The organism is Arenimonas metalli CF5-1, assembly GCF_000747155.1.
GTDB lineage: Bacteria > Pseudomonadota > Gammaproteobacteria > Xanthomonadales > Xanthomonadaceae > Arenimonas > Arenimonas metalli.
Genome location: NZ_AVCK01000063.1, coordinates 64,830 through 82,419, shown reverse-complemented (window position 1 = coordinate 82,419; position 17,590 = coordinate 64,830). Strand labels below are relative to the sequence as shown.

The following is a 17,590-nucleotide window of genomic DNA, read 5'->3' as shown; positions in this document are numbered from 1 at the left end:
CGCCATGACACCCCCTGCCAAGAAGCGCGGCACCGGCGGCAAACTGCCGCCGTGGATGCCTGAAAGCGCAAGCACGTCCGCCCCGGGAAAGAAGCCGGCCGCGAAATCCACCGCCGGGAAGCCCGGCAAACCCGGCAAGTCCGGGAAGCCGGCCGGCCCCAGGCCGCCGCGGCCCGGCAAGCCCGGCGCCGCGCCCGCGGGCCGCGGCCCGAAGCCGGCCAGGGCCGGCGGACCCGGCGGCCGCAACCCCGGCGCGCACGCCGCACGCTCCGCGCAGGGGCCCCACGACCCCTTCGCGGCCCGCGAGGCGCAAAAGTACGAGCAGCCGATCACCAGCCGCGAGGCCATCGCCGAATTCCTGAGCGACAGCGACGGCCCGCTCACCGCCGAGGACCTGGCCCGGGCCCTGGACCTGACCGCGCCCGACCGCTTCGATGCGCTCTCGCGCCGCCTCAACGCCATGGTCCGCGACGGCCAGCTGCTGATGAACCGCCGCGGGGGCTACGCCGCCGCCCGCAAGCTCGACCTGATCGCCGGCACCGTGATCGCCAATCCCGACGGCTTCGGCTTCATGAAGGCCGACGACGGCGGCGAGGACCTGTTCCTGCCGCCCGCCGAGATGCGCAAGGCCCTGCACGGCGACCGCGTGCTGGCCAGCGTCACCAACATCGACCGCCGCGGCCGCCGCGAAGGCGCGATCGTCGAGGTGCTCGAGCACCGCCTCACGCGCCTCACCGGCCGCTATTCCGAGCGCTCGCGCATCGGCATGGTGGTGCCCGACGACCGCCGCGTGCTGACCGAAGTGCTGATTCCGCCTGAGGAGCGCAACGACGCGCGCGAAGGCCAGCTGGTCGTGGTCGAAGTGACCGCGCCGCCCGAGAACGGCCGCCCGCCGATCGGCCGCATCCTGCTGGTGCTGGGCGACAAGCTCACGCCCTCGCTGGTGGTGGAGGCCGCGATCCACGGCCACGACCTGCCGCACGTGTTCCCGCGCGAAGCGCTGGCCGAGGCCGCGCTGGTGCCGGTGGAAGTGCCCGCCGCCGAGACCCGCGACCGCGTCGACCTGCGCCAGGTCCCGCTGGTCACCATCGACGGCGAGGACGCCAAGGACTTCGACGACGCGGTCTGGTGCGAACCGAACAAGGACGGCTTCCGCCTGATCGTCGCCATCGCCGACGTGTCGCACTACGTGCGCCCCGGCACGGCGCTCGACGACGAGGCCATCAAGCGCGCCACCTCGGTCTACTTCCCGGGCTTCGTGGTGCCGATGCTGCCCGAGACGCTGTCCAACGGCATCTGCTCGCTGATGCCCAAGGTCGAGCGCATGTGCTTCGCCTGCGACATGCAGGTGGACTTCGAGGGCAACGTCACTTCCTCGGAGTTCTACGAGGCGGTGATGAAGTCGCACGCGCGCCTGACCTACACCCAGGTGTGGAAGGCCGTGGGCGAGGCCGATACCGAGGCCGGCGCCGAGGCCATTGCCCAGATCGGCTCGCTGATGCCGCAGGTCCAGCGCCTGCACCAGCTCTACAAGGTGCTGGCCAAGGCCCGCAGCCGCCGCGGCGCGATCGAGTTCGAGTCGGGCGAAGTCCGCTTCGTGCTCGACAACAGCGGCGAGGTCATCCAGGCCGGCATGCTCGAGCGCAACGACGCGCACAAGCTGATCGAGGAATGCATGATCGCGGCGAACGTCGAAGCCGCGAAGTACGTCACCGCCAAGCAGATCCCGGCGCCGTTCCGCGTGCACCCGCGTCCGCCGGAAGGCAAGTACGCCGACCTGCTCGAGTACCTCAGCGAGTTCGGCCTGAGCCTGCCGCCGTGGTCGAAGGTCAAGCCCAAGGACTTCACCCAGCTGCTGCGCAAGATCCGCGAGCGCCCCGACGCGCCGCTGCTTGAGACCGTGCTGCTGCGCTCGCAGAGCCTGGCCGTGTACCAGACCGAGAACCTCGGCCACTTCGGCCTGGCGCTCGAGGCCTACGGCCACTTCACCTCGCCGATCCGCCGTTATCCCGACCTGCTGCTGCATCGCTCGATCAAGCACGCGCTGCTCAAGGGCGACCCGGACGGCTACCGCTACTCGGCCAGCGAGATGTCGTCGCTGGCGCTGCACTGCTCGACCATGGAGCGGCGCGCCGACGAGGTGGAGCGGGAAGTGGACGAGCGCTATCGCGGCGCCTGGATGGAGAAGCACGTCGGCGACGAGTTCGACGGCGTGGTCAGCGGCGTCACCAACTTCGGCCTGTTCGTCGAGCTGGCCGGCTCCAAGGTCAACGGCCTGGTGCACGTGACCCAGCTGCCGCACGATTTCTACCACTTCGATCCGCTGCGCCGTTCGCTGGCCGGCGAGCGCCAGGGGCTGAAGTTCCGCCTGGGCGATCCGGTGCGGGTGCTGGTGCTCAAGGCCAGCGTCGAGGACAAGCGGATTGATTTCAAGCTGGTGGTGCCGGACGGCCCGCCGAAGAAGCGCAAGAGGATCGGATGAGCAAGAAGGACAACTGGATCGCCGGCATCAACGCGGTGGCGTCGGCGCTCGAGCATGACCTCGAGCACGTGCGCGAGGTGCTGATCGAGGCGGGCGGCAAGAACGCGCGGCTGACCGAGATCGAAGAGACCGCGCGCCGCCGCGACGTCTCGGTGCGGCGCATCCCGCTGCAGTCGCTGGAAGGCATCGTCGGCAACCTGCGCCACCAGGGCGTGATCGCCCGCTACGAGGCGGCGAAGCCGACCGACGAGAAGGAACTGCCGGGCCTGGTGGAAGCCGCCGGCGGCAAGGCGCTGGTGCTGGTGCTCGACGGCGTGCAGGACCCGCACAACCTCGGCGCCTGCCTGCGCAGCGCGGCCGCTGCCGGCGTCACCGCGGTGGTGATCCCGAAGGACAAGGCCGCGCCGATCAACGCCACGGTGCGCAAGACCTCGGCCGGCGCCGCCGACCGCATCCCGGTCGTCAGCGTCACCAACCTGGCGCGCACGCTGCGTGCGCTGCAGGAGCTGGGCGTGTGGATCTACGGCCTGGACGGCGCCGCCACCCAGTCCATCCACGCGATCGACTTCACCGGCAACGTCGCCATCGTGATGGGCGGCGAAGGCGAGGGCATGCGACGCCTCACCCGCGAACACTGCGACGGGCTGGTGAAAATCCCGATGCCGGGCGAGATGGAGAGCCTCAACGTTTCCGTGGCCACCGGCGTGGCCCTGTTCGAGGTGGTCCGCCAGCGGGGAGCGAAGGCATGAGCCTGCAGTGGTACGACTTCGTGGGCCTGGCCGGCGTCGGCTTCGTGCTGGGCTCGTTCTTCCTGCTGCAGGCCGGCAAGCTGGCCAGCGATGCGCTGGGCTACCAGCTGGCCAACCTTTTCGGCGCCATCTTCATCCTGGTGTCGATCTTCGGCCCGTCGCCGGATTTCCGCGACGTCATCTCGACCACCATCATGCAGCTGGCCTGGATCGCGATCAGCGTCTACGGCCTCTGGCGAGGCCTCAAGGCCCGCGCCGCCCGCTTCCGCAAGCCCAAAGATCCGGCGTAATCGAAGGGCTGTTTTTTGCCACGGATGAACACTGATAAACACAGATAAGAAGCAGCTCAATTCGCTTTATCCGTGTTGATCTGTGTTCATCAGTGGCTAAATTAAGGCTCTAAAGCGCGGCGGCCCAGTCTTCGTCGGTGCCTTCGTTGATGCCTTCGAAGAGGAAGGTGCTGAGGTAGCGTTCGCCGGTGTCGGGGATCATGGCCAGCACCACGCTGCCCGGATCCAGCGTCCTGGCCACTTCCAGCGCCGCCGCGAAGGTGCCGCCGCCGGAGAGGCCGCAGAAGATGCCTTCCTGCGTCGCCAGCGCGCGCGCCGTGTCGCGGGCCAGTACGTCCGTCACCGGCACGATCAGGTCGAAGATGTCGCGGTTGAGCACCGCCGGGATGAAGTCCGGGGTCCAGCCCTGGATCTTGTGCGGCTGCCAGTCCTTGCCGCTCAGCAGCGCGGCGCCGTCGGGCTCGGTGACCGCGATCTTCAGGTCGGGGCGCGCGGCCTTCATCACTTCGCCTACGCCGGTTAGCGTGCCGCCGGTGCCGTAGCCGGTGACGAACCAGTCCAGCCGCCTCGCCGCGAAGTCGCGCAGGATCTCGGGGCCGGTGGTGCTGCGGTGGTAGGCGGGGTTGGCGGGATTCTCGAACTGGCGCGCGAGGAAGGCGCCGTGCTTTTCGGCGAAGGCCGCCGCGCGCTTCACCATGCCGCTGCCGCGCTCGGCCGCCGGCGTCAGGATCACCTTCGCGCCCAGCGCCCGCATCAGCTTGCGGCGCTCGACCGAGAAGGTCTCGGTCATGAAGGCGACGAAGGGATAGCCGCGCGCCGCGCACACCATCGCCAGCGCCACGCCGGTGTTGCCGGAGGTGGCTTCGACCACCATTTGCCCGGGTTTGAGCTCGCCGCGCTGTTCGGCGTCGAGGATGATGGCCAGCGCCAGCCGGTCCTTCACCGAGGACATCGGATTGAAGTACTCGAGCTTGGCGTACATCGTGATGCCCGCGGGCGCGAGGCGGTTGATGCGGACGATCGGCGTGTCGCCGACGGTGCCGAGGATGCTGTCGTGGATCATGGCGTGACTCCCGGTGGGGGTGCGGCGATCAATCCTCGTGCGCGGCTTCCAGGTCCTTCTCGGCGAACTGGCGCCAGCGGTTGAGCACCGCGCAGAACAGCTGCGCCGTGCGCTCGGTGTCGTACACGGCCGAGTGGGCCTGCTCGCCGTCCCAGGGCAGGCCGGCGGCCTGCACGGCACGGCTGAGCACCGTCTGCCCGTAGGCCATGCCGGCCAAGGTTACGGTGTCGAAAGTGCTGAAGGGATGAAAGGGATTGCGCTTGTGGCCCACGCGGTTGACCGCCGCGTTGAGGAAGCCGAGGTCGAAGTGGGCGTTGTGGCCCACCAGGATCGCGCGCTGGCAGCCGTGGCGCTTCGCGGCGGCGCGCACCGGGGCGAAGATGTGGTCGAGCGCGGCGCGCTCCTCCAGCGCCCCGCGCAGCGGCGAATCAAGGCGGATGCCGGTGATCTCCAGCGAGCGCGGGTCGATGACGGCGCCTTCGAAAGGCTCCACGTGCGTGCTGACGGTTTCGCCGAGCACGTACCAGCCGTCGCCGTCGAGTTCGATCGGCACCGCGGCGATCTCGAGCAGGGCGTGGCGGTTGCAGTCGAAGCCGCCGGTCTCGACGTCCACCACCACGGGGAGGAAGCCGCGGAAACGCTCGGCCATGCGCGGCGGGGAGGAGGAATCCATGCCGCGCAGGATAGCAGAGGGTCAGGCGAGCAGCAGGCGATCCACCGCGACCAGCGCCACGCCGGCGACCAGCAGGGCCATGCCCACGGTGGGCACCAGCAGCGCCAACGGCAGGCCCAGCACCATCGATGCCAGCCCCCAGGCCAGCACGTCCTGCACCGGCTCGCGCGGCGTGGTACCGGTGCGCGCGGCCAGCGCGGCATCCAGGCTCAGCTTGCCGCCGCCCTGGAACACCAGCGGCAGCAGCATCAGCGCGAACAGCAGCGGCAGCTTGAAGTTGCCGAAGCCCTTGTCGGTGATCGCATAGCCGCGCCACAGCTCCGACAGGCTGCCGTAGTCCGCCGGCCAGTGCACCGACACCGTCGCCACCGCCGTCAGCACCAGCAGCGCGAAGGCGAAGAAGCGCGTGCCCAGACCCAGCAGCAGCGCGACCGCCCCGATCAGTTCGGCCCAGGTCGCCAGGGTCCAGCTCAGGTCCACCGGCGCGAGGTTGAAGGGCACCGGGAACTTGTCCTGGATGCCGGCGAACCAGTTCTCGCCGCGATACTTCTGTATCCCGGCCTCCCAGAATTCCCAGGCCAGGACCAGGCGCAGGCCCAGCGGCGCGAGCCAATGGCCGGCGCCGTCCAGCCGTTCGGTCAGGGCGACCCAGCGGTCGCCGAGGGAAGTGCGCATCGGGGTGTCTCCGTCAGGAAGTGGCGGTGCCGGGGACGATGCCCGCGGCGCGGAACTGTTCGAGCATGGCCAGGCCCTGCGCGAGGAAGGCGTCGATGTCGCTGGCACCGGCTTCCGCGGCCAGCGCAAGCAGTTGCTCGCGGCCGCTGAGCAACGGCTCGTCGGCCAGGCGCTGCAGCAGGCGGAAGCTCAGCGCGGTGAGTTCGTTGAAGCGCACGCGATGGTCGGCGCCGCGCTGCACGAGCAGGAAGGTCGGCTGCGGCGGCGGCTCGCTTGGCTGGTGCGACGGCGAGAGGCGGTGCACCGGCCAGGCATAGGCCAGCGGCCAGGCCAGCGGCGACAGCAGCGGCCGACCCTGCAGCAGGTCGCCCGAGGGGTCGTGCGGCGCGACTTCGGCGTCGCTCAGGTCCAGCGCCAGCTCCACCCATTCGTAGTGCGCCAGCTCCAGCAGCCAGGGCGGGTCGCCGGCGTCGCGCGCCTGCAGGTACTGCAGGAATTCGCGCGGCAGCTCCGGGAAGATTGGCGTCGCGCAGCGGTGCTCGCGGTAGAAATCGCGCACCAGCGCCTGCCAGCGCCCGCCGTCGAGGATCTTGCGGATGACCGGGAAGTTGCCCGCCAGCAGGCCCTCGAGGCTGTTGAAGAACAGGTCGCGGTAGACCTGCAGCCGGCGGTCCTCGATGTCCGGCGGTGGCGCCGCGTGTTCGGGGTCGCGGATGTGCGCGGCCAGCGTGAACTGCTGGCGTCGCAGCGCCTCAGGCGCGGGCATGGCGGACCTCGGCCGGCGCGTGGCGGCGCAGCGTGTCGCGCACCGTCGCCACTTCCGCCACCAGCTCGGCGTAGGGCGGGAAATTGAAGTCGCGCTCCAGCAGCGCCGGCCGCGGGCCAAACATGGCGCAGGCGGTGTCGAGCAGCTCCCACACGCCCGGCTTCACCGGCGCGCCGTGGGTGTCGACCTTCAGGTCTTCGGCTTCGTCGTAGTGGCCGGCGACGTGGTAGTAGGCGATGCGCGCGCCCGGCAGGCGGCGCATGAAATCGTGGGCGTCGTAGCGGTGGTTCACCGCGTTGACGAAGATGTTGTTCACGTCCAGCAGCAGGTCGCAGTCGGCCTCGGCCAGCACGGCGTTGATGAAATCGATCTCGGGCATCGCCTGGTAGGGCGCGGCGTAGTAGGAGATGTTCTCGACCGCGATGCGGCGGCCCAGCGCGTCCTGCACCTGGCGGATGCGGCCGGCGACGTGGTGCACGGCTTCCTCGGTGAAGGGGATCGGCATCAGGTCGTAGAGCTGGCCGTCGTCGCTGCAGTAAGAGAGGTGCTCGCTGTAGATCGGCACCCGGTGTTCGTCCAGGAACCGGCGCAGCTTGAGCAGGTAGGTTTCATCGAAGGGTTCGACCGCGCCCAGCGAGAGCGACAGCCCGTGGCAGACCAGCGGGTGCTTCGCGCTGAGTTCGCGCAGGCCCTCGCCGAAGCGCCCGCCGACGCCGATCCAGTTGTCGGGGGCACACTCGAGGAAATCGAAGTCTCCCGGCGCAGCGGCCTGCAGCGGGCCCATCAGGGCCCGCCGCAGGCCGAGGCCGGCGGCCACCGGAGAGAGGGAGGGGATGGCCGTCATTCCGATCTCAGGCCTGGCCGCCGCACTTGCCTTCGCCGCACTTGCCTTCGTGGTCGGCCTTGGCTTCGCCTTCCGCCGCGGCTTCGCCCTCGGCCATGCCGGCGCCGCACTTGCCCTCGCCACACTTGCCTTCGCCGCACTTGCCTTCGCCCTCGGCCTTGTCGGCGCCGCACTGGCCTTCACCGCACTTGCCCTCGTGCTCGCCCTTCTCGGCGCCGCAGTGGCCTTCGCCGCACTTGCCTTCGCCCTCGGCCTTGTCTTCGCCGCACTTGCCTTCGCCGCACTTGCCCTCGGCGTGGTCGCCGTGGTCGCTGGCGGCCAGCGCATAGCCCTGGCCCAGCGGGCTCATCGCGAACGCGGAGTTGGCCAGCGCCATGCTGCCCAGGACCAGGGCACCGGCGACCATCACGACGGATTTGGAGGTTTTGTTCGACATGGTGCTTCTCTCTCTGTGGGTTGCGGGCGGGCCCGCGGGGTGGGTTCAGTCTTTCAGGTATTCGCGCGCGAGTGAACGCGCCCGGTGCAGGCGGGCCTTGGTGGCCTCGCGGGTGAGGCCGAGGCGTTCCGAGAGCTCTTCGATCGTCAGGCCCTCGAGGTCGCGCATCAGCACGATCTCGCGGTAGTGGGCGGGCAGCGACTCCAGCGCGGCGGCCAGGTCGCGGGCCAGGCCGCGGTGCTCGATCACGCAAACCGCGGCGATGTCCTCGGTGATCGGCTCGTGCAGGAAGGTGCGCATGCCGCGCTTGAGCCGGTTGCACTCGCGCTTGACGATGCGGAACAGCCAGGACGCGAAGCACTCGAGCTGGCGCAGGTCGACCAGGCGGCGCGAGGCGGTGAACAGGGACTCCTGCACCGCGTCCTCGACGTCGTTCACGACGCAGTGGTGCTCGGCGTAGCGGCGCAGGTCCTGGCGCGAGCGGGTGAGCACGCGCTCGAGCGCCGGCCGGTCGCCGGCGCGGGCGGCATCGAGGTCGTCGAGCCAGGCCTGGTTTTGCATGGTCACCGCCGGCAAGGTCGTCACGAGCATCGGGGAGGACAATGAAGTCGTCATGACCCCTAAGAGACTACCGCCGCGGCGGAGGGTGCGGCGGGGGTGGTGCCAAATTTATTCCGGGTTCAGTTTCAGGGCTCGCCCGGGGTCAGTCGGCGGCGCCGCCCGGGTCGACCGTGCCACCGGCTGGCCGGGGCAGGGCCAGCACCACCGCCGCCGACAGCACCAGGAACGCCGCCGAGAACCAGAGGCAGGCGGCCAGTCCGAGCTGCTGGTACACCGCGCCCGACAGCACCGTGCCCAGCAGCCGGCCGCCGGCATTGGCCATGTAGTAGAAGCCGACGTCCAGCGACACCCCGTCCTCGCGCGCATGGGCCACGATCAGGTAGCTGTGCAGGGCGGAGTTGACCGCGAAGGCCGCGCCGAAGGCCAGCAGCCCGGCCACCAGCACCGTCTGCGCCGGCCAGCCCGCGCCCAGCGCCCAGGCCAGGCCCGCGGTCAGCACCGCCAGGCCCAGCGCCCAGCCGAAGGCCGCGCCGCCGCCGGGAGGATGCCCGCCGCGCTGGCCGGTCACCGCCGGCGCCAGCGCCTGCACCGCGCCGTAGCCGATGATCCAGGTGGCCAGGAAGCCGCCGATCGCCGCGTGCGACCAGCCCAGCGCGGTGGCCAGGTACACCGGCAGCGCCACCACGAACCAGACGTCGCGCGCCGCGAACAGCAGCAGCCGCGCCGCCGACAGCCGGTTGATCGCCGCGCTCTTGGACAGCAGCTCGGTGAACTTCGGCTTGGCCCTGGCCTTGCCCAGATCCTTCTGCAGCAGCACGAGGCTGAGCAGCCACACCGCGCCCAGCGCCGCCGCCATCGCAATCACCGCGCCGTCGAAGCCCAGCGCCGCCAGCAGCACGCCGCCGAGGAAGAAGCCGACGCCCTTGAGCGCGTTCTTCGAGCCCGTCAGCACCGCCACCCACCGATACAGCCGCGCTTGTTCCGCACCCGGCACCAGCAGCTTGATGCCGCCCTTGGCGCTCATCTTGTTGAGGTCCTTGGCGATGCCGCTCAGCGCCTGCGCCGCCATCACCCAGGGCACGGTCAGCATCGCCGCCGGCACCGCCAGCATCACCAGCGCGCCGATCTGCAGGAACAGGCCGAGGTTCATCGTGCGGTTCAGGCCCAGCCGCGCGCCGAGCCAGCCGCCGACCAGGTTGGTGACCACGCCGAACACTTCGTAGAACAGGAACAGCATCGCCACCTGCAGCGGCGAGTAGCCCAGCTGGTGGAAGTGCAGCACCACCAGCATCCGCAGCGCGCCGTCGGTGAGGGTGAAGGCCCAGTAGTTCCCGGTGATGACCAGGTACTGGCGCGCCATCGTGCGGGCGGCGGCTTCGCTCACGCGCGGCCCACCTTCAGCGCCAGCTCGGCGGTGCGGTTGGCGTAGCCCCATTCGTTGTCGTACCAGGCGAACACCTTCACCTGGGTGCCGTTCACCACCATCGTGAAGTCGGCATCGACGATCGAGGAGCGCGGGTCGGTGCGGTAGTCGATCGACACCAGCGGGCGCGTTTCGTAGCCGAGGATGCCCTTGAGCGGGCCGTCGGCGGCGGCCTGGAACAGCGCGTTCACTTCCTCGCGGGTGGTGGCGCGCTCGACCTCGAACACGGCGTCGGTGAGCGAGGCGTTGGCCAGCGGCACGCGCACGGCGTGGCCATTCAGGCGACCCTTCAGTTCCGGGAAGATTTCGGTGATCGCCGTGGCCGAACCGGTGGTCGTCGGGATCAGGCTCATGCCGCAGGCGCGGGCGCGGCGCAGGTCCTTGTGCGGCTGGTCGAGGATCGACTGGGTGTTGGTGAGGTCGTGCACGGTGGTGATGCTGCCGTGGCGGATGCCGAGGTTTTCGTGGATGACTTTCACCACCGGCGCCAGGCAGTTGGTGGTGCAGGACGCTGCGGTGACGATGCGGTGCTTCGCCGGATCGAACAGATGGTCGTTGACGCCCATCACCACGTTCAGCACGCCGGCTTCCTTCACCGGCGCGGTGACGACAACGCGCTTCACGCCCTGGTCCAGGTAGGCCTGCAGCGCGGCGGTGGTCTTCATCTTGCCGCTGGCCTCGATCACCACGTCGCAGCCGGACCAGTCGGTGTCGGCGATGGCCTTGTTGCGGGTGACCGCGATGCGCTGGCCGTCGATCACGATCGAATCGCCGTCATGGCCGGCTTCGCGCTGCCAGCGCCCGTGCACCGAGTCGAAGTTGAGCAGGTGGGCGAGGGTGGCGGCGTCGCCGCCCGGGTCATTGATGCGCACGAACTCGACGTCGGGCTGATGCCAGGCCGCGCGCAGCGCCAGGCGTCCGATGCGGCCGAAGCCGTTGATGCCGATCTTGAGGGTCATGGTGGGGTCTCTGAGGGGAAAGGGGTCAGCAGCAGCCCGAGGCCTTGGCCGGGCCGTCCGCGGGCGCGCAAAGGGCGGCGTCGCCCCCGCAGCAGTTCTCGGTCAGGAAGCCCACCAGCCCGCGCATGGCTTCGAAGTCGGCCCGGTAGCGGATGTTCCGGCCGAGCGGCTCGGGCTGGATCAGCCCGGCCTGCTGCAGGGCCTTCAGGTGGAAGGACAGGGTGTTCGGCGGGATGGCCAGATGGGCGGCCAGGTCCCCGGCGAACGCCCCGTCCGGACCGAGCTGCACCAGGTGGCGGAAGACGGCCAGTCGATGGGGCTGGGCGAGGGCCGAGAGGGCGGCGAGGGCGGAGTTAGTTTCCATTGTTCGAGAATAGTAGAACAATGTGACGGATTCTTGGCAGTCGCGCGGCCCGGGTCCTCAGTCCTTGCGGCGCAGGCTGCCCGACAGGTCGGTGCCGGGGGCCACGGTGTTGAACACGGTGCCGTATTTTCGCACGTTCTCGTGCAGCAGGGCCAGCCGGTGGTCCGACTCGTCGGTGTCCACGACGATCTCGTAGCGGATCGACTCCAGCTTCGGCGGCACGTCCTGGCGAACGCCCTCGACCCGGACCTCCACGCCGCGGAGCTGGAACTTCAGGATCGGGACCACGCGCTCGATGCCCTTGATCATGCAGGCGGACAGGGCAGCGAGCAGCAGTTCGGCCGGGTTGAACGCGTCGCGGCGGCCGGCGAGGTCGGTGTCGAGGGTGATCCGGGCGTCCTTGCAGTCGGCGTGGCTGCCGTGCGCGTCCTCGCGGCTGGCCGCGACCAGGAAAGTGAGCTTCGGCTTGTTGGTTTCCATGCGTCGCCGCTCCGGTGGACTGGTCCCATGATAGTGCCTGCCGATCTTTGCTAGCTTGACCCCATGTCCGAATCCCGTCCCGCCTCCATCGGCTTTTTCGAGCGCTACCTGACCGTTTGGGTTTTCCTTTGCATGGGCCTGGGCACGCTGCTGGGCCTCGAGGTGCCGGCCCTGGCGCAGGCCGTCGGCGGCATGGAGCTGGCCCGGGTAAACCTGCCGGTCGGCCTGCTGATCTGGGTGATGATCATCCCGATGCTGATGAAGATCGACTTCGGCGCGCTGGGGGAGATCTACGAGCAACGTGCCGGGATGGCGGTGACGTTGTTCGTGAACTGGGCGGTCAAACCGTTCTCGATGGCGCTGTTCGGCTGGCTGTTCGTGAAGCACGTGTTCGCCGGCTACCTGCCGGCCGGGCAACTGGATAGCTACATGGCTGGCCTGATCCTGCTGGGCGCGGCGCCTTGCACCGCCATGGTGTTCGTCTGGAGCAACCTGTGCCGCGGCAACGCCAACTTCACCCTGACCCAGGTCGCGGTGAACGACCTGGTGATGGTGTTCGCGTTCGCGCCGATCGTGGCGCTGCTGCTGGGCGTGTCCTCCATTCCCGTACCCTGGGACACGCTGCTGCTGTCCGTGCTGATGTACATCGTTATCCCGCTGGCGATCGCGCAGGCCCTCCGCGCGCGCCTGCTTCGGACGGGCCCCGCGGCACTCGAGTCGGCGCTTGCGAGGTTCAACCCACTGTCCATCCTCGCGCTGCTGGCGATGCTGGTGCTGCTGTTCTCATTCCAGGGCAAGGCGCTCGTCGCCCAGCCGCTGGTCATCGCGATCCTGGCGGTGCCGATCCTGCTGCAGACATTGTTCATCGCGGCGCTGGGGTACGGCCTGAACCGGAGGCTGCGGGTGCGGCACGATATCGCCGGTCCCTCGACCATGATCGGCGCCTCGAATTTCTTCGAGCTGGCCGTGGCCGTGGCGATAGCCCTCTACGGATTCGACTCCGGCGCGGCGCTCGCCACCGTGGTCGGCGTGCTGATCGAGGTGCCGGTGATGCTGTGGCTGGTGCGGAGCATCAACCGCAGCAAGGGCTGGTACGAGCGCGCGGCGCGCGTGGCGGCGACCTAGCGGGCCCGGAGGCCGGCAGGCCATGGCTGGGGCCGGTCAGCGCGCCAGGAAGCGGACGATGGCCTCGCCCGGCGCCGGATCAGACAGCACGGTGTCGTGGCTGGCGTCTTCGACGGCCACCACGTCGGGCGGGTTGGGCAGGGCGGCGATCAGGGCGTCGGTGCGGGCGGGCGGCACCACGCGGTCGTTGCCGGCGCGGATCACCAGCACCGGCCCCTTGAAGCGCGGCAGGTGCTGGTCCGAGTCATAGCGGTCCTGCATCAGCCAGTCCACCGGCAGCCACGGGTAGTGGCCGGCGGCGACGGCGGCGAGACTGTCGAACGGCGTCACCAGCACGAGTTTCGACACCGGCCGTTCGGCGGCCACGTAGCTGGCCACGCCCGAACCGAGGCTGCGGCCGATCACGGTGACTTCGCCGTCGGGGTGCCGGCGCCGGGCGTGGTCGAACACGGCGAGCGCATCCGCGAGTAGCGCCACCTCGCTGGGCGAGCCGTCGCTGGCGCCGTAGCCGCGGTACGCGACCAGGTAGATGCTTCGGTCGGGGAACCAGCGCGTGAGCCGCGTGCGCATGCCTTCCACCGCCTCGGCATTGCCGCCGAAGTAAACCAGCGCATCGCGCTCGCCCGGCTGGAGCAGCCAGCCGCGGAGCGTGGCGTCCGGGCGACGCAGCTCGAAATCGGTGTGGATCGGGTCGAGCCGCGTGGCCTGCGGGTAGTAAATGAAGTCCCGCTGCTGGCCGTACATCAGCCCGCACAGGGCCAGGTAGCCCAGCAGCGGCAGGGCAAGCGCGGCGAGAAGGAGTTTCCTGGCGCCGCGCTTGCCCGTTGCCATCAGGCCTCGGCCTCGTCCTTGTAGGCATCCACCGGGATGCAGGCGCACATGATGTTCTTGTCGCCGTAGACGTTGTCCACGCGCGCCACCGGCGGCCAGTACTTCACCAGCTTGAGCGAAGGCAGCGGGAACGCGGCCAGCTCGCGCGGGTAGGCGTGGGTCCACTCGCTGGCCGTGACCGAGGTGGCGGTGTGCGGCGCGTTCTTGAGCGGGTTGTCCTCGCGGTCGAGCTTGCCTTCCTCGACGGCGCGGATCTCGTCGCGGATCTGGATCATGGCGTTGATGAAGCGGTCGAGCTCGTGCTGCGACTCGCTCTCGGTCGGCTCCACCATCAGCGTGCCCGAGACCGGGAAGCTGAGCGTGGGCGCGTGGAAGCCGAAGTCGATCAGGCGCTTGGCCACGTCCTCGGCGCCGATGCCGGTGGCGTCCTTGAGCGGGCGCAGGTCGAGGATGCACTCGTGCGCCACCAGCCCGTTGCGGCCGGTGTAGAGCGTCTTGTAGTGCGGGGCGAGGCGGGTGGCGATGTAGTTGGCGTTGAGCAGCGCGACCTGGGTCGCGCGGCGCAGGCCTTCGGCGCCCATCATCACCACGTACATCCAGCTGATCGGCAGGATCGAGGCCGAGCCGAAGGTAGCGCCCGAGACCATGCCCACGTCGCCGGCGCCGAGGCCCTGCGTGCGCAGCGCCGCGTCGTTGAGCGGGCGCGGCAGGAACGGCGCCAGGTGCGACTTCACCGCGCACGGGCCGACGCCCGGGCCGCCGCCGCCGTGCGGGATGCAGAAGGTCTTGTGCAGGTTCAGGTGCGAGACGTCCGAGCCCCACTTGCCGGGCTTGGCCACGCCCACCAGCGCGTTCATGTTGGCGCCGTCGGTGTACACCTGGCCGCCGTGCTTGTGGATGATCTCGCAGATCTCGACGATGTCCTCCTCGAACACGCCGTGCGTGGACGGGTAGGTGACCATCAGCGCGGCCAGGCGGTCGCTGTACTTCTCGGCGGCGCGGCGCAGGTCTTCCACGTCGACGTTGCCGTTGGCGTCGGTCTTGGTCACCACCACGGTCATGCCGCACATCTGCGCGCTGGCCGGGTTGGTGCCGTGGGCCGAATCGGGGATCAGGCAGATGTCGCGGTGGGCCTCGCCGCGGCTGCGGTGGTAGCCGCGGATCGCCAGCAGGCCGGCGTATTCACCCTGCGCGCCGGAGTTCGGCTGCAGGCTCACGGCGTCGTAGCCGGTGCACTCGACCAGCATCGCCTCGAGCTCGGTGATCAGCTGGCGATAGCCTTCGGCCTGCGCGGCCGGGGCCAGCGGGTGGATATTGCCGAACTCGGGCCAGGTCACCGGGATCATCTCGGCGGTGGCGTTGAGCTTCATGGTGCAGCTGCCCAGCGGGATCATGGTGCGGTCCATGGCCAGGTCCTTGTCGGACAGCTGGCGCAGGTAGCGCAGCAGCTCGTGCTCGCTGTGGTGGGTGTTGAACACCGGGTGCTGCATGAACTTGCTGGTGCGGCCCAGCGAGGCCGGCAGCGCGTCCGGGGTATTGGCATCGAGCGCGTCCACGTCGGCCTTCACGCCGAACAGCGCGGCCAGCGCGACCACGTCGTCGCGGGTGCTGGTTTCGTCGAGGCTGATGGCCAGGCTGCTGGCGTCGATGCGGCGCAGGTTGATGCGCGCGGCCTCGGCCTTGGCGTGGATCGCGGCGGCGTCGATGCCGACCACGTGCAGGGTGTCGAAGAAATCCGGGCCCACGGTGATGCCGGCGCCGCGCAGCGCCGCGGCCAGCAGGCTGGCCAGTCGGTGGGTGCGGCGGGCGATGCGGGTCAGGCCTTCGGGGCCGTGGTAGACGGCGTACATCGAGGCCATCACCGCCAGCAGCACCTGCGCGGTGCAGATGTTGGACGTGGCCTTCTCGCGGCGGATGTGCTGCTCGCGGGTCTGCAGGGTGAGGCGGTAGGCCGGCTTGCCCTCGGCGTCGATGGAGACGCCGATCAGGCGGCCCGGCATCGAGCGCTTGAAGGCGTCCTTGCAGGCCATGAAGGCCGCGTGCGGACCGCCGAAGCCAAACGGCACGCCGAAGCGCTGGGTGTTGCCGACCACGATGTCGGCGCCCCATTCACCCGGCGCCTTCACCAGGGTGAGTGCGAGCAGGTCGGTGGCCACCGCGACCAGGCCGCCGCGCGCATGCACCGCGTCGGCCAGGGCCTGGTAGTCGTTGAGCTGGCCGAAGGTATTCGGGTACTGCAGCAGCACGCCGAAGACGTCGTGGTTGCCGGCATCGGCGTCGTCGCCCACCACCAGCTCGATGCCCAGCGGCTCGGCGCGGGTGCGCAGCACTTCCAGGGTCTGCGGGTGCACGCCGCTGGAGACGAAGAACAGGTTGGACTTGCTCTTGCACGAGCGCTTGGCCAGCGTCATGGCTTCGGCGGCGGCGGTCGGCTCGTCGAGCAGCGACGCGTTCGCGATCTCCATGCCGGTGAGGTCGGCGCACATGGTCTGGAAGTTGATCAGCGCCTCCATGCGGCCCTGGGAGATCTCGGCCTGGTAGGGCGTGTAGGCGGTGTACCAGGCCGGGTTCTCGAGGATGTTGCGCAGGATCACGTTCGGCGTGTGCGTGCCGTAGTAGCCCTGGCCGATGAAGCTGCGGAAGACCTGGTTCTTGTCGGCGATGGCGCGGATCTTGGCGATCGCCTCGACCTCGGTGACCGGGGCCGGCAGGGCCAGCGGGCCGGGCGACTTGATGCTGGCCGGCACGATGGCGTCGGTCAGGGCGTCGAGGCTGGGCTGGCCGACCACGCGCAGCATGTGCGCGATCTCGGCGTCGTTCGGGCCGATGTGGCGTTCGAGGAAGGCGTCGTGGTGCTCGAGGGAGCGCAGGCTTTCGCGGGTCATGGCAGGTCCGGACCGATAGGGGAGGGCCGCGCACGGATGCACGGGGGCGCCCCTCTGTCCTTTTGCCTGAGAGTTTTGGGCCGCGTCCTGCGGTCCCATGCCCCTTCGGCGCCGGTCGGTTCCGGTCTCTCCAGAGTTGCTCGCGCGGTACGGTTCCGGGTCCTGAGCGATTACGGGCGTTACGCCTTCGGCGGTGGCTTGCGCCACCCTCTCCCGCACCACGCATCGAGCCCCGCCATTCTACCCCCCGGCCGGGTGAATTTGGGGGCATGAAGCCCCCGGGGCCCTTACTGGGAGGTCAGGTCGCGCTTCTCGCGCTCGCCCTCGGGCTGCTCGCCGTGGACCAGGAACCAGGTGTTCTCGGCGATGTTGGTGGCGTGGTCGCCGATCCGCTCGATGTTCTTGGCCATGAACAGCAGGTGGGTGCAGGCCGTGATCTGGCGGGGGTCCTCGGCCATGTAGGTCAGCAGCTCGCGGAACAGGCCGGTGTACTGGGCGTCGAGCTCGGCGTCCCGGCTGCGCACGGCCATGGCGCGCTCGGCGTCGCGCAGGGTGTAGGCGGCCAGGGCCTCGCGGACCAGGGTGTTGGCCAGGTGGGCCAGGGCCGGCAGGCCGCGGCCGGCCGAGACCGGGGCGGTCTGGTTCAGGACGATGCTGCGCTTGGCCACGTTGGCGGCATAGTCGCCGATGCGCTCGATGTCGGCCGAGATGCGCAGGGCGGCATAGACCTCGCGCAGGTCGCGGGCCATCGGCTGGCGCAGGGCCAGCAGGCGCAGCACGTCGTGGCTGACCTCGTGCTCGAGGGCGTCGATGGCCTCGTCGTTGGCCACCACGCGCATCGCCGCCTGGCTGTCGCGGCGCTGGAACACGTCCACGGCGGCGTCGAGCTGGGCCGTGGCGATCTCGCCCATGCGCTTGATCTCGCCGTCCAGGCGCTTGAGCTCGCTGTCGTAGCTCTTGACGATGTGGTCGTTCATGGCGGTG

The 17,590-nt window shown here is 69.7% G+C and carries 18 protein-coding genes and 1 riboswitch; of the genes, 4 read left to right on the top strand and 14 right to left on the bottom strand.

The genetic code is table 11. The features are described 5' to 3' along the window. Positions 1–55: 55 nt before the first annotated feature. The 3 genes from rnr to N787_RS13330 are packed head-to-tail and all read left to right on the top strand — an operon-like array spanning position 56 to position 3,521. On the top strand, positions 56–2,482 hold the full coding sequence (gene rnr / locus N787_RS13340) for a ribonuclease R (RefSeq protein WP_156969052.1): 2,427 nt from the start codon (positions 56–58) through the stop codon (positions 2,480–2,482). Then, positions 2,479–3,231: a 23S rRNA (guanosine(2251)-2'-O)-methyltransferase RlmB gene (rlmB, locus tag N787_RS13335; RefSeq protein ID WP_034215157.1), complete on the top strand. Its 753-nt coding sequence runs from the start codon at positions 2,479–2,481 to the stop codon at positions 3,229–3,231. The genes rnr and rlmB overlap by 4 nt, the downstream gene beginning before the upstream one ends. Then, positions 3,228–3,521, top strand: a complete 294-nt coding sequence (locus tag N787_RS13330) for a CBU_0592 family membrane protein (protein ID WP_034215154.1) — start codon at positions 3,228–3,230, stop codon at positions 3,519–3,521. The genes rlmB and N787_RS13330 overlap by 4 nt, the downstream gene beginning before the upstream one ends. A 109-nt stretch (positions 3,522–3,630) precedes the next feature. Here the strand turns inward: N787_RS13330 and cysK are convergent, their stop codons facing one another. From cysK to N787_RS13275, 11 genes are all read right to left on the bottom strand, one after another. Continuing rightward, on the bottom strand, positions 3,631–4,584 hold the full coding sequence (gene cysK, locus N787_RS13325) for a cysteine synthase A (RefSeq protein WP_034215150.1): 954 nt from the start codon (positions 4,582–4,584) through the stop codon (positions 3,631–3,633). 28 nt (positions 4,585–4,612) lie between these two features. Further along, positions 4,613–5,233, bottom strand: coding sequence for a ribonuclease T (gene rnt, locus N787_RS13320; protein WP_084590815.1), 621 nt, complete (start codon positions 5,231–5,233; stop codon positions 4,613–4,615). A 45-nt stretch (positions 5,234–5,278) separates the two neighbouring features. Further along, positions 5,279–5,932 carry an HvfX family Cu-binding RiPP maturation protein gene (locus tag N787_RS13315; RefSeq protein WP_052575479.1) on the bottom strand — a complete coding sequence of 218 codons (654 nt, stop codon included), beginning with the start codon at positions 5,930–5,932 and terminating at the stop codon, positions 5,279–5,281. A 13-nt stretch (positions 5,933–5,945) separates the two neighbouring features. After that, positions 5,946–6,698, bottom strand: coding sequence for an HvfC family RiPP maturation protein (locus N787_RS13310; RefSeq protein ID WP_034215145.1), 753 nt, complete (start codon positions 6,696–6,698; stop codon positions 5,946–5,948). Beyond that, complete coding sequence (locus N787_RS13305; protein ID WP_034215142.1) at positions 6,685–7,542, bottom strand: HvfB family MNIO-type RiPP peptide maturase; 858 nt, start codon at positions 7,540–7,542, stop codon at positions 6,685–6,687. Before N787_RS13305 ends, N787_RS13310 begins: the two co-directional genes overlap by 14 nt. A gap of 7 nt (positions 7,543–7,549) precedes the next feature. Continuing rightward, positions 7,550–7,978, bottom strand: a complete 429-nt coding sequence (locus N787_RS13300; RefSeq protein WP_052575478.1) for an HvfA family oxazolone/thioamide-modified RiPP metallophore — start codon at positions 7,976–7,978, stop codon at positions 7,550–7,552. 45 nt (positions 7,979–8,023) lie between these two features. Beyond that, positions 8,024–8,539: an RNA polymerase sigma factor gene (locus N787_RS13295; protein ID WP_034215249.1), complete on the bottom strand. Its 516-nt coding sequence runs from the start codon at positions 8,537–8,539 to the stop codon at positions 8,024–8,026. 142 nt (positions 8,540–8,681) lie between these two features. Continuing rightward, positions 8,682–9,923 (bottom strand): organoarsenical effux MFS transporter ArsJ, encoded by a 1,242-nt coding sequence (gene arsJ / locus N787_RS13290; RefSeq protein ID WP_245594024.1) that lies wholly within the window; start codon positions 9,921–9,923, stop codon positions 8,682–8,684. Further along, on the bottom strand, positions 9,920–10,921 hold the full coding sequence (locus N787_RS13285) for an ArsJ-associated glyceraldehyde-3-phosphate dehydrogenase (protein ID WP_034215140.1): 1,002 nt from the start codon (positions 10,919–10,921) through the stop codon (positions 9,920–9,922). Before N787_RS13285 ends, arsJ begins: the two co-directional genes overlap by 4 nt. 25 nt (positions 10,922–10,946) lie before the next feature. After that, a complete protein-coding gene (locus N787_RS13280; RefSeq protein WP_034215138.1) occupies positions 10,947–11,285 on the bottom strand; it encodes an ArsR/SmtB family transcription factor in 339 nt (112 codons plus the stop codon). Positions 11,286–11,342: 57 nt separating this feature from the next. Next, entirely contained in the window at positions 11,343–11,765 is a 423-nt protein-coding gene (locus tag N787_RS13275) for an OsmC family protein (RefSeq protein ID WP_034215134.1), read from the bottom strand. Between the two features lie 63 nt (positions 11,766–11,828). Between N787_RS13275 and arsB the strand changes: the two genes are divergently transcribed. Then, complete coding sequence (gene arsB, locus N787_RS13270) at positions 11,829–12,890, top strand: ACR3 family arsenite efflux transporter (RefSeq protein ID WP_034215132.1); 1,062 nt, start codon at positions 11,829–11,831, stop codon at positions 12,888–12,890. Positions 12,891–12,926: 36 nt separating this feature from the next. Here arsB and N787_RS13265 read toward each other — a convergent pair whose 3' ends face one another. The 3 genes from N787_RS13265 to phoU all read right to left on the bottom strand — a co-directional run bounded on the left by N787_RS13265 (position 12,927) and on the right by phoU (position 17,583). Further along, positions 12,927–13,721, bottom strand: a complete 795-nt coding sequence (locus tag N787_RS13265) for an alpha/beta hydrolase (RefSeq protein WP_052575477.1) — start codon at positions 13,719–13,721, stop codon at positions 12,927–12,929. Beyond that, complete coding sequence (gene gcvP / locus N787_RS13260; protein ID WP_034215129.1) at positions 13,721–16,606, bottom strand: aminomethyl-transferring glycine dehydrogenase; 2,886 nt, start codon at positions 16,604–16,606, stop codon at positions 13,721–13,723. Before gcvP ends, N787_RS13265 begins: the two co-directional genes overlap by 1 nt. A gap of 44 nt (positions 16,607–16,650) precedes the next feature. Then, positions 16,651–16,750, bottom strand: a riboswitch (glycine riboswitch). A 143-nt stretch (positions 16,751–16,893) separates the two neighbouring features. Further along, positions 16,894–17,583, bottom strand: coding sequence for a phosphate signaling complex protein PhoU (phoU, locus tag N787_RS13255; protein ID WP_034215126.1), 690 nt, complete (start codon positions 17,581–17,583; stop codon positions 16,894–16,896). Positions 17,584–17,590 lie beyond the last annotated feature (7 nt).

What these genes read in the sequence shown, in the direction of transcription:
- N787_RS13310 (WP_034215145.1), bottom strand. Translation starts at nt 6,698, where the DNA reads ATGCCCGCGCCTGAGGCGCTGCGACGCCAGCAGTTCACGCTGGCCGCG.
- cysK (WP_034215150.1), bottom strand. Translation starts at nt 4,584, where the DNA reads ATGATCCACGACAGCATCCTCGGCACCGTCGGCGACACGCCGATCGTC.
- N787_RS13315 (WP_052575479.1), bottom strand. Translation starts at nt 5,932, where the DNA reads ATGCGCACTTCCCTCGGCGACCGCTGGGTCGCCCTGACCGAACGGCTG.
- N787_RS13300 (WP_052575478.1), bottom strand. Translation starts at nt 7,978, where the DNA reads ATGTCGAACAAAACCTCCAAATCCGTCGTGATGGTCGCCGGTGCCCTG.
- N787_RS13305 (WP_034215142.1), bottom strand. Translation starts at nt 7,542, where the DNA reads ATGACGGCCATCCCCTCCCTCTCTCCGGTGGCCGCCGGCCTCGGCCTG.
- rnr (WP_156969052.1), top strand. Translation starts at nt 56, where the DNA reads ATGCCTGAAAGCGCAAGCACGTCCGCCCCGGGAAAGAAGCCGGCCGCG.
- arsB (WP_034215132.1), top strand. Translation starts at nt 11,829, where the DNA reads ATGTCCGAATCCCGTCCCGCCTCCATCGGCTTTTTCGAGCGCTACCTG.
- N787_RS13275 (WP_034215134.1), bottom strand. Translation starts at nt 11,765, where the DNA reads ATGGAAACCAACAAGCCGAAGCTCACTTTCCTGGTCGCGGCCAGCCGC.
- N787_RS13265 (WP_052575477.1), bottom strand. Translation starts at nt 13,721, where the DNA reads ATGGCAACGGGCAAGCGCGGCGCCAGGAAACTCCTTCTCGCCGCGCTT.
- N787_RS13295 (WP_034215249.1), bottom strand. Translation starts at nt 8,539, where the DNA reads ATGCAAAACCAGGCCTGGCTCGACGACCTCGATGCCGCCCGCGCCGGC.
- rnt (WP_084590815.1), bottom strand. Translation starts at nt 5,233, where the DNA reads ATGGCCGAGCGTTTCCGCGGCTTCCTCCCCGTGGTGGTGGACGTCGAG.
- phoU (WP_034215126.1), bottom strand. Translation starts at nt 17,583, where the DNA reads ATGAACGACCACATCGTCAAGAGCTACGACAGCGAGCTCAAGCGCCTG.
- rlmB (WP_034215157.1), top strand. Translation starts at nt 2,479, where the DNA reads ATGAGCAAGAAGGACAACTGGATCGCCGGCATCAACGCGGTGGCGTCG.
- N787_RS13280 (WP_034215138.1), bottom strand. Translation starts at nt 11,285, where the DNA reads ATGGAAACTAACTCCGCCCTCGCCGCCCTCTCGGCCCTCGCCCAGCCC.
- N787_RS13285 (WP_034215140.1), bottom strand. Translation starts at nt 10,921, where the DNA reads ATGACCCTCAAGATCGGCATCAACGGCTTCGGCCGCATCGGACGCCTG.
- N787_RS13330 (WP_034215154.1), top strand. Translation starts at nt 3,228, where the DNA reads ATGAGCCTGCAGTGGTACGACTTCGTGGGCCTGGCCGGCGTCGGCTTC.
- gcvP (WP_034215129.1), bottom strand. Translation starts at nt 16,606, where the DNA reads ATGACCCGCGAAAGCCTGCGCTCCCTCGAGCACCACGACGCCTTCCTC.